This window comes from Kitasatospora sp. NPDC127121, from assembly GCF_042677305.1.
Lineage (GTDB): Bacteria > Actinomycetota > Actinomycetes > Streptomycetales > Streptomycetaceae > Kitasatospora.
On record NZ_JBHXTQ010000064.1, the window covers coordinates 41,538 to 51,059 of the forward strand.

General features: G+C 72.2%; 8 protein-coding genes and 1 other RNA gene. 8 read left to right on the forward strand and 1 reads right to left on the reverse strand.

Annotation, left to right across the window (positions count from 1 at the left end):
- Window positions 1-306: 306 nt before the first annotated feature.
- The 3 genes from ACFVHI_RS27100 (at window position 307) to prfB (ending at window position 4,861) form a co-directional block, all read left to right on the forward strand.
- Window positions 307-2,184 (forward strand): serine/threonine-protein kinase, encoded by a 1,878-nt coding sequence (locus ACFVHI_RS27100; RefSeq protein WP_380343623.1) that lies wholly within the window; start codon window positions 307-309, stop codon window positions 2,182-2,184.
- 227 nt (window positions 2,185-2,411) lie between these two features.
- Window positions 2,412-3,671 (forward strand): serine/threonine-protein kinase, encoded by a 1,260-nt coding sequence (locus ACFVHI_RS27105; RefSeq protein WP_063349170.1) that lies wholly within the window; start codon window positions 2,412-2,414, stop codon window positions 3,669-3,671.
- 80 nt (window positions 3,672-3,751) lie between these two features.
- Window positions 3,752-4,861, forward strand: a complete 1,110-nt coding sequence (gene prfB, locus ACFVHI_RS27110) for a peptide chain release factor 2 (protein WP_380343626.1) — start codon at window positions 3,752-3,754, stop codon at window positions 4,859-4,861.
- 154 nt (window positions 4,862-5,015) lie between these two features.
- Here prfB and ACFVHI_RS27115 read toward each other — a convergent pair whose 3' ends face one another.
- On the reverse strand, window positions 5,016-5,210 hold the full coding sequence (locus tag ACFVHI_RS27115; protein WP_063349172.1) for a hypothetical protein: 195 nt from the start codon (window positions 5,208-5,210) through the stop codon (window positions 5,016-5,018).
- Between the two features lie 349 nt (window positions 5,211-5,559).
- On the opposite strand from ACFVHI_RS27115, the gene ftsE reads away from it, so the two are divergent.
- The 5 genes from ftsE to ssrA all read left to right on the forward strand — a co-directional run bounded on the left by ftsE (window position 5,560) and on the right by ssrA (window position 9,481).
- Window positions 5,560-6,249, forward strand: a complete 690-nt coding sequence (gene ftsE, locus ACFVHI_RS27120) for a cell division ATP-binding protein FtsE (protein WP_063349173.1) — start codon at window positions 5,560-5,562, stop codon at window positions 6,247-6,249.
- Between the two features lie 86 nt (window positions 6,250-6,335).
- Window positions 6,336-7,247, forward strand: coding sequence for a permease-like cell division protein FtsX (ftsX, locus tag ACFVHI_RS27125; protein ID WP_063349174.1), 912 nt, complete (start codon window positions 6,336-6,338; stop codon window positions 7,245-7,247).
- 110 nt (window positions 7,248-7,357) lie between these two features.
- Window positions 7,358-8,494, forward strand: coding sequence for a S41 family peptidase (locus ACFVHI_RS27130; protein ID WP_063349175.1), 1,137 nt, complete (start codon window positions 7,358-7,360; stop codon window positions 8,492-8,494).
- 43 nt (window positions 8,495-8,537) lie between these two features.
- Window positions 8,538-9,014: an SsrA-binding protein SmpB gene (gene smpB / locus ACFVHI_RS27135; protein ID WP_063349176.1), complete on the forward strand. Its 477-nt coding sequence runs from the start codon at window positions 8,538-8,540 to the stop codon at window positions 9,012-9,014.
- Between the two features lie 85 nt (window positions 9,015-9,099).
- Window positions 9,100-9,481: a transfer-messenger RNA gene (gene ssrA / locus ACFVHI_RS27140) on the forward strand.
- Window positions 9,482-9,522: the final 41 nt, after the last annotated feature.

Consider the following 9,522-nt stretch of genomic DNA (forward strand, 5'->3'; position numbering starts at 1 on the left):
TCCATCCTGCCATCCGTCACGGACAGTCCGCGCACCGTACCGGATTTGACGATCTTGCGATCATCGCCATGGTGGAGGCGACGGAGGGTCAGGTCAACCGGTGCGGCGAGGGCCCCGTCGGCGGGCCCGCCGAACCGGTCCGGGAACTCCCCTAGGGGATGTCCCCCAACCCCTCCGGGATGGCCTGCCGGTCGCCCCAAAAACCTGAACGGACACCGTTAGAGTGGCCGCAGACACGGGCCCGGCAGGCTCACCGCACCGGCGGAGGAGCGCCCCGCGCGGGCGGCACGACGAGGAGTGCGACAGGTGCGGCCAGTCGGCAGCAAGTATCTGCTTGAGGAGACCCTCGGACGGGGTGCCACCGGGACGGTCTGGCGCGGCCGGGTGCGCCCCGACGTCCAGGTGCCCGGCAGCGAGCCCGGGCAGCTGGTGGCGATCAAGGTGCTGCGCGAGGAACTGGCGTCCGACCCGGACGTCGTGATGCGCTTCCTGCGCGAGCGCTCGCTGCTGCTGCGGCTGACCCACCCGAACATCGTCCGGGTCCGCGACCTGGTGGTCGAGGGCGAGCTGCTGGCCCTGGTGATGGACCTGATCGACGGCCCCGACCTGGCCCGATACCTGCGTTCCAACGGCCCGTTCAGCCCGATCGCCGGCGCCCTGCTGATGGCCCAGGTCGCGGACGCGCTGGCGGCCAGCCACGAGGACGGGATCGTCCACCGCGACCTCAAGCCGGCCAACGTGCTGCTCGCCTCCACGGTGCTGGACGGCACCGAGCAGATGCACCCGATGCTGACCGACTTCGGCATCGCCCGCCTCGCCGACTCCCCGGGCATCACCCGCACCCACGAGTTCGTCGGCACCCCCGCCTACATCGCGCCGGAGTCCGCCGAGGGCCGCCCGCAGACCTCCGCGGTGGACGTCTACGGCGCCGGGATCATGCTGTACGAGCTGGTCACCGGCCGCCAGCCGTTCCAGGGCGACAGCGCGATCGCGCTCCTCCACGCCCACCTGGCGCAGGAGCCGCAGCGGCCCAGCACCATGCCCGAGCCGCTGTGGACGGTGATCGAGCGCTGCCTGCGCAAGGACCCGGCGCAGCGGCCGTCCGCGACCTCGCTGGCCCGCGCGCTGCGGGTGGTGGCGGCCGGCGTCGGGGTGCACGCCTCCCCGTCGGCGGTGGACGAGGCGCTCGCGGTCGGCTCGCTGCTGCTGCCGGACCCGCGCCCGACCTCCGTCCCGAGTGCCGGCGCGGGCGTCCCCGGCCTGTCGCCGGCCGCCCCGGCCGCCCCCGCGGCCCCGCAGTACGACCCGGCCGGGGCGACCCAGGTGATGGGCACCCAGCCGCCGCCCGCCCCGCCGTTCGGGGCCCCGGACCGCACCCAGGTGATGCCGCCCACCGTCGTGCCGCCGCCCCCGCCGGGCGCTCCGGGTGTTCCGGGGTCTCCGGGGGAGGAGACGCCGCACCCGTGGCAGACGCAGCTGCGGGCGGCCCGGGACCGCAACCAGCAGACCCAGGTCGGCTACTTCGGCCCGGAGGACTTCGAGGACCCGCAGGTCGCCCCGAGGCCCTTCCAGGCCGGCCCCCCCGGCTACCAGCCGCAGCCGCCGGCCGGCTACCACCCGGACCAGCGGCGCCAGGGCCCGCCGCCGCCCGGGTACGCCCAGCGGCCGCCGGTGGCCCCGCCGCCCTACCAGGGCGGTCAGGGCTACCAGGCCGGGCAGTCCGGTCACGGCGGCCCGCCGCAGCCCGGGCCCGGTGGACGCCCGCAGCCGCCCGGCGGCTACCGGCCGGCCCCGGCCGCGTACGGGCAGTCGCAGGGCGGCTACCCGCCCCCGCCCGCCCCGGTCCCGCGCCGGGCCGAGCCGCCGGCGCCGCAGCACCGCGAATCGCCGCAGCACCGCGAGCCCCCGCAGCGCCGGGACGAGCCGCGTCGGGACGAGCCGCGCGAGCAGGACCGCCGCGAGCCCGCCCCGCCGCGCGAGCGGCGCCCGCGCAGCCGCAACCGGATGTACATCCCCGGGCTCGGCTGCCTCAAGGGGTGTCTGGTGGTGGTGCTGGTGCTGGTGGTGGCCGGGGTGGCGCTGTGGAACTTCACGCCGCTGCCGCACTACTGGGACAACATCCAGGGCTGGTTCAACACCGTGCGCGACTGGGCGGACGCCCTGTTCGGCAGCTCGAAGAACTGACGCCGGGCCAGGCCCTGCCGTGCGGGCCCGCCCGGTCCAGGGCCGGGCCCGCGCGGCGGGATTGACGCTTTGTCGACAATTCGCAAGATTTCTCGCCCGCGCGGGCCGCCCAGGGCCCTCGGGCGGCCCGCGCGGGGCGCCGGGGCGCGTAGGTTGGTCGCTGTTGTCCCGCCCCATCGAGCGCACCGGACCCCCGGGCGCGCTCCCGCGCCGCCCACGGAGCAGCATTGGCACGCAAGATCGGCAGCCGGTACACCGTCCACCAGGTGATCGGCCGGGGTTCGGCCGGGACGGTCTGGCTCGGTGAGGGGCCCGACGGCCCGGTGGCGGTCAAGCTGCTGCGCGAGGACCTGGCCGCCGACCAGGTGCTGGTCGGCCGCTTCGTCCAGGAGCGCGCCGCGCTGACCAGCCTCGACCACCCCCGGGTGGTCGGCGTGCGTGACATGGTCGTGGACGGCAGCGACCTCGCCCTGGTGATGGAGCTGGTCCAGGGCACCGACCTGCGCTCCCGGCTGGAGCGTGACGGCGCGCTCCCGCCGCAGACCGCCGCCTCGGTCATCGCGGACGTCGCCGACGGCCTGGCCGCCGCGCACGCCGCCGGCATCGTCCACCGCGACGTCAAGCCGGAGAACGTCCTGCTCGACCTCGCCGCCGCCCCCGGCCCCGGCGGCGCCCCGCGCGCCAAGCTCACCGACTTCGGCGTGGCCCGCCTGGTCGACGCCCCGCGCCGCACCCGGGCCACCCGGATCATCGGCACCCCCGACTACCTCGCCCCGGAGATCATCGAGGGCCTGGAGCCGCGCGCCGCCGTCGACATCTACGCCCTCGCCACCGTGCTGTACGAGCTGCTGGCCGGGTTCACCCCGTTCGGCGGCGGCCACACCGGCGCGGTGCTGCGCCGGCACGTCACCGAGCAGGTGCCGCCGATCCCCGGCCTGCCGGACGGGCTGTGGCGGATCATCTCCGAGTGCCTGGCCAAGGCCCCGGCCTCCCGGCTGCGGGCCGCCGAGCTGGCGGCCCGGCTGCGCGAGCAGCTGCCCTCGCTGGCCGGCCTGCCGGTGCTGGCCGTGCCCTCCCAGGGCCGCGCCCCGGCGGAGGAGGCGCTGACCCCCGGTGAGGCCGTGTACGCCGAGGTGGACGCCGGCCCGGGAATCCACAAGCGCCGCCGGGGCCCGGCCGTCCCGCTGGTGCCCGGCGTCGCCCCCGACTCCACCCGGGACACCCACACCAGCCTGCGCCGCCCCTCCGCGGACGAGCTGGCCGCGTACGCCGCGGAGTCCCGTGCCCAGCGCACCGCCCCGGGCACCGGGCACCGCCGGGACCGGCAGGCGCTGCTGCGCCGCCGCCGGGTGCTGGCCGTCCTGCTGGCCACCGTCCTGCTGCTGGCGGGCGCCGCCGCGGCCTGGACGGCCTTCGCGGCCACCGCCCCGGACGCCGGTCACCCGGCCCGTCCGACGGTGTCCGGCACGGCCCCGCGGGCGCCGTAGCGGGCCGTCGGGCGGGTACCGCGAGAGCCGGAGGACCCCGGTGTCGTCATGACCACCCCCGGAACCATTACCCTGGGGGCGTGGCAGCCGTCGATCCTTCCGAAGAGCTCAAGAACCTCGAAACGACCATGGGGTCGATCGAGGCCGTCCTCGACCTGGACAAGATCCGGGCCGACATCGCTGTCCTGGAGGAGGCGGCAGGCGCCCCCAACCTGTGGGACGACATCGCGAACGCGCAGAAGGTGACCAGCCGGCTCTCCTTCCTCCAAGGCGAACTGCGCAAGGTCGAGGGCCTGCGCAGCCGCATCGACGACCTGGGCGTGCTGTTCGAGCTGGCCGAGGCCGAGGACGACGCGGACACCCGGGTCGAGGCCGAGTCCGAACTCGTCTCCCTCCAGAAGGCGGTCGAGGAGCTGGAGGTCCGCACCCTCCTGTCCGGCGAGTACGACGCCCGCGAGGCGCTGATCAACATCCGCGCCGAGGCCGGTGGCGTCGACGCCGCCGACTTCGCCGAGCAGCTGATGCGCATGTACCTGCGCTGGGCCGAGCGGCACGGGTACCCCACCGAGGTGTACGACACCTCGTACGCCGAAGAGGCCGGCATCAAGTCCGCGACCTTCACGGTCAAGGCGCCGTACGCCTACGGCACCCTGTCGGTCGAGCAGGGCACCCACCGCCTGGTCCGCATCTCGCCCTTCGACAACCAGGGCCGCCGGCAGACCTCCTTCGCCGGTGTCGAGGTGCTCCCGGTCGTCGAGCAGTCCGACCACGTCGACATCGACGAGGGCGACCTGCGGATCGACGTCTACCGCGCCTCCGGCCCCGGCGGCCAGGGCGTCAACACCACCGACTCGGCGGTGCGCATCACGCACCTTCCGACCGGTGTCGTGGTCTCCTGCCAGAACGAGCGCTCGCAGATCCAGAACAAGGCGTCCGCGATGAACGTCCTCCAGGCGAAGCTGCTGGAGCGGCGCCGCCAGGAGGAGCGGGCGGCGATGGACGCGCTCAAGGACAGCGGCAGCTCCTGGGGCAACCAGATGCGCTCCTACGTGCTGCACCCGTACCAGATGGTCAAGGACGTCCGGACGGAGTACGAGGTCGGCAACCCGCAGGGCGTGCTGGACGGCGACATCGACGGCTTCATCGAGGCCGGCATCCGATGGAGGAAGCAGCGGGAAACCGCGAGCTGAGCGTGAGGATGCCGGCCTCGATGAACATCAAGCACAGCATCGAGGCCGGCATCCGCTGGCGCAAGCAGCGCGAGACCGCCGCGCAGTAGGCGCAGGCATACGAAAGGGCCCCCGACCGCAGTGGTCGGGGGCCCTTTCGTATGCCTCGGTGGGTTCAGGCCAGTGCCTGCCGGGCGATCAGCGCCACCGCGAGCAGACCGGCCAGCAGGGCCAGCAGCATCGCGGGGGAGAACGCCGCGAACGGACCCTGCTGCTCCTGCAGCCGGGCCCGGTTGGCGCGGCAGACCGCGCAGCGCCCGTCACTCACGCGGCCGTTGCAGTTGGCGCACACCAGATGGTCGCAGGTCATGCGATCTCCTCCTCGCTGCTACAGCCAACGCACCGGACGGGGCTTTGGTTCCTCTTCTTGCCCTGTGCGGGGGAGCGCCCGAACACGGACGCCACCTCCACTCTGCCAGGTTCTGACCGTTCCGGCTCCCGGGCTGTGAGATGCCTCCCAATTTTCGGGGCATAACCAGACATTCTCCCCCAGATTTCGACGGCTGTCCTGGGCGGGCCCTGCACGCCGACCGACGATTCGCGTATGGTCCCAGACCGGGAGCGGCCCTTTCCGCTCCCGCCACCCGCCCCAGGGCCGGGCGCCCGGGGTGGACCGACCGAGGACTGGCGCCGCCTAGGATGGCCTCCGTGATGCAGCCGTGATCAGATTCGACAACGTCTCCAAGACCTATCCCAAGCAGAACCGTCCCGCCCTGGACAACGTCTCGCTGGAGATCGAGAAGGGTGAGTTCGTCTTCCTGGTCGGCTCGTCCGGCTCGGGCAAGTCCACCTTCCTGCGCCTGTGCCTGCGCGAGGAGCGCCCCTCCACGGGCGAGGTGCACGTGCTGGGCAAGGACCTCGGCAAGCTGTCCAACTGGAAGGTGCCGCACATGCGCCGCCAGCTGGGCACCGTCTTCCAGGACTTCCGCCTGCTGCCCAACAAGACGGTCGCGCAGAACGTCGCCTTCGCCCTCGAAGTGATCGGCAAGCCCAAGAGCGCCATCAACAAGGTGGTGCCCGAGGTGCTGGAGCTGGTCGGCCTCGGCGGCAAGGAGGACCGCATGCCGGGCGAGCTGTCCGGTGGTGAGCAGCAGCGCGTGGCGATCGCCCGCGCGTTCGTGAACCGTCCGATGCTGCTGATCGCGGACGAGCCCACCGGCAACCTCGACCCGCAGAACTCGGTCGGCATCATGAAGCTGCTCGACCGCATCAACCGCACCGGCACCACGGTGCTGATGGCCACCCACGACCAGGCCATCGTCGACCAGATGCGCAAGCGCGTCATCGAGCTCGACAAGGGGCTGCTCGTCCGCGACCAGGCCCGCGGCGTCTACGGATACCAGCACTGACCGACCGGCGCAGCCGGCGCTGAACCCGTAGGGCCGTCCGCCCGCGTCGCCAGACCAGCAGTACCGACCCTGGAGTTGTTACCCGCATGCGTGCCCAGTTCGTCCTGTCGGAGATCGGTGTGGGTCTCCGCCGCAACCTGACGATGACCATCGCGGTCGTGGTCAGTGTCGCGCTCTCCCTCGCCCTGGCCGGTTCCTCGCTCCTGGTCCGCGACCAGGTGAACTCCATGAAGGGGTACTGGTACGACAAGGTCGAGGTGAGCATCTACTTCTGCACCAAGTCGGACGCGCGCAACTCGCCGCAGTGCGACAAGGGTGCGGCCACCGACCAGCAGGTGCAGGACATCAAGGCCCAGCTGGACAAGATGGACTCGGTGGTCCAGTCGTCGGCCTTCGAGAGCTCCGCCGAGGCGTACAAGCACTGGAAGGAGATGAACCCGGACAACCCGCTCATCTCCGTCCTGGGCCCGGACGCGATGCCGCAGTCCTGGCGGGTCAAGCTGAACGACCCGACCAAGTACGACGTCATCCAGAGCGCCTTCGCCGGCAAACCCGGCGTCAAGTCGGTGGAGGACCAGCGGAAGATCCTGGAGAACCTGTTCGGCCTGCTCAACGGCCTCCAGACGGCGGCCTTCGTGATCATGGTGCTGATGCTGTTCGTCGCCCTGCTGCTGATCGTCAACACCGTCCGGGTGTCGGCGTACAGCAGGCGGCGCGAAACCGGCATCATGCGCCTGGTCGGTGCCTCGAACTTCTACGTCCAGATGCCGTTCATCGCCGAGGCCGCGTTCTCCGCGCTGCTCGGCGCGGCCATGGCCTCCGGGCTGCTGGTCGGCGGGCACTTCTTCGTCCAGAACTGGCTGGCCGACCGGGTGCAGTTCATCCACTTCATCGGCCTCGGCTCGGTGCTCGCGGTGATACCGCTGCTGATCGTGGTCGGTATGGGCATGGCCGGCGTGGCGGCGTTCTTCACCCTGCGCAAGTACCTCAAGGTCTGACCACCTCCGGCCCCGGCGGCCCCGGACGGCACTGCGCCGTCCGGGGCCGCCGTCGTTTCGCCCGCCGTTGTGGCCCGTCGCGCCCGACACGGTGTCTACACTCCGGTGCCATGCTGGAAACTCCGCGCAGGGCACGTCAGGTGGCCACCCTCAGCCTGGTGTTCGGTGTCGTGCTGATCGCCGGGGCCGCCACCGGCGCCTGGGGCGACCCGCCACGGCACCCGGCCGCCGGCGCCGCCCCGGTCGCGGGCGCCGCCCCGGGCCTCCCGGCGGACCCGGCCGGCACCGCGCTGTCCGAGCAGCAGGCCGAGCACCTGCTCGGGGCCAACGGCGACCGCTGGGGCGCGTACTACAGCGCCCAGGAGTACGCCGCGTTCAGCCAGGGACTGGACGGCCGCTACCTGGGCGTCGGGCTCTCGGTCGGCCGCGGCGAGGACGGCGCCACCGCGGTCTCCCAGGTCGCGCCCGCCGGGCCCGCCGCCACGGCCGGGATCGAGGCCGGCGACCGGCTGCTGCGGATCGACCAGGACCAGGCCGACCACCTGCCGGTCACCGAGGTGGTGGCCCGGCTGCGCGGGCGCGACGGCGAGCGCGGGGTGGGCTCCGAGGTCACCCTCGCCGTGCGGCGCGGTGCCGGCGAGGTCCGCGAACTGCGGCTGCGGCGCGCCCTGTTGGACAGCCGGCAGGTCACCGCCGAGCAGCTGGAGAAGGGCGTGCTGCGGATCGCCGTACGGGCCTTCACCAGCGGCGTGACCGATCAGGTGCGCGCCGCTCTGCGCGCCCCGCACGCCGGTGTGGTGCTCGATCTGCGCGGCAACTCGGGCGGGTTGGTCGAGGAGGCCGCCGGCACCGCCGGGATCTTCCTGGACGGCGGCCCGGTCGGCTCGTACCAGGAGCGCGGCGAGACCAGGGAGTTGACCGCCCCGCCCGGGGGCGACCAGCGCACCCCGCTGGTGGTGCTGGTCGACGGCGGCACGATGAGCGCCGCCGAACTGCTCACCGGCGCGCTCCAGGACCGCAGCCGCGCCGTGGTGGTGGGCTCCCGGACCTTCGGCAAGGGCACCGTCCAGCAGCCCAGCCGGCTCGCCGACGGCGCCGTGCTGGAGCTGACCGTCGGCCGCTACTACACCCCGGCCGGCCGCTCCCCGGAGGGCTCCGGCCTGACCCCGGACGTCCCGGCGGCGGCCGGCGAGGACGCCGACGCGCTCGCCCTGCGGGTGCTGGCCGGGCTCGGCACCCGCGCCTAAAGGGGCTGCCCCGAACCGGCCGAAGTGCGAGAATGGCCGCGCTATGGCAAAGGAAACCGGACAGAAGCTGATCGCGCAGAACAAGAAGGCGCGACACGAGTACACGATCCTCGACACCTATGAGTGCGGCCTCGTGCTCACCGGCACGGAGGTGAAGTCACTGCGCGAGGGGCGGGCCAACCTGGTCGACGGCTACGCCTACATCCAGAACCACGAGGCCTGGATCGACAACGTGTTCATCCCCGAGTACACCCAGGGGACGTGGACCAACCACGCGGCCCGGCGCAAGCGCAAGCTGCTGCTGCACCGGCTGGAGATCCGCAAGATCGAGAGCACGGTCCGCGACGCGGGCCACACGCTCGTCCCGCTCTCGCTGTACTTCAAGGACGGCCGGGTGAAGCTCGAACTGGCGCTCGCGGTCGGCAAGAAGCTGTACGACAAGCGGCAGACGCTGCGCGAGAAGCAGGACACCCGCGAGACGGCCCGCGCGGTGGCGGCCGCCCGGCGGCGCCAGGGTTAATCCGCTGGACCCTCACCCGCCGCCTCGCGTACTATGGCGTCAGCAACACGGACGGTCACCGTCCGGCTGTTTCTCAACAAAACATGGGGATGATCGGTTTCGACAGGGGATGTTGAAACAGGGGAAGCGAGCCGAGGAACGCGGCAATGATCTCGTTAACCACGTGTCGCAAAAAAATAATCGCCAACTCTAAGCGCGATTCCCAGCAGTTCGCTCTCGCTGCCTAATAAGCACCGATAGCGCTTGGGTGTCAGACCGGGGAGTTCCCGACCCGGACCCTGGCATAATCTAGGGAACTCAACCGTCCGCCCGGGCTGCGAGGGTGGATGGGAAATCAAACAGCAGCTGGGCCTGTTGGCGGCTTGTCCGTGTGACTGCCAGGGCCGAGAAAATCACAGCGGACTGCGCTCGGAGAAGCCCTGAATTAACTCCACTGGACCCGGGTTCGATTCCCGGCATCTCCACCACCCCATGTTGACAGTGAAGGGCCGCCCCCCCCGGAGGGGTG

What these genes read in the sequence shown, in the direction of transcription:
- ACFVHI_RS27115 (WP_063349172.1), bottom strand. Translation starts at nt 5,210, where the DNA reads ATGACCTGCGACCATCTGGTGTGCGCCAACTGCAACGGCCGCGTGAGT.
- ftsX (WP_063349174.1), top strand. Translation starts at nt 6,336, where the DNA reads ATGCGTGCCCAGTTCGTCCTGTCGGAGATCGGTGTGGGTCTCCGCCGC.
- ACFVHI_RS27130 (WP_063349175.1), top strand. Translation starts at nt 7,358, where the DNA reads ATGCTGGAAACTCCGCGCAGGGCACGTCAGGTGGCCACCCTCAGCCTG.
- smpB (WP_063349176.1), top strand. Translation starts at nt 8,538, where the DNA reads ATGGCAAAGGAAACCGGACAGAAGCTGATCGCGCAGAACAAGAAGGCG.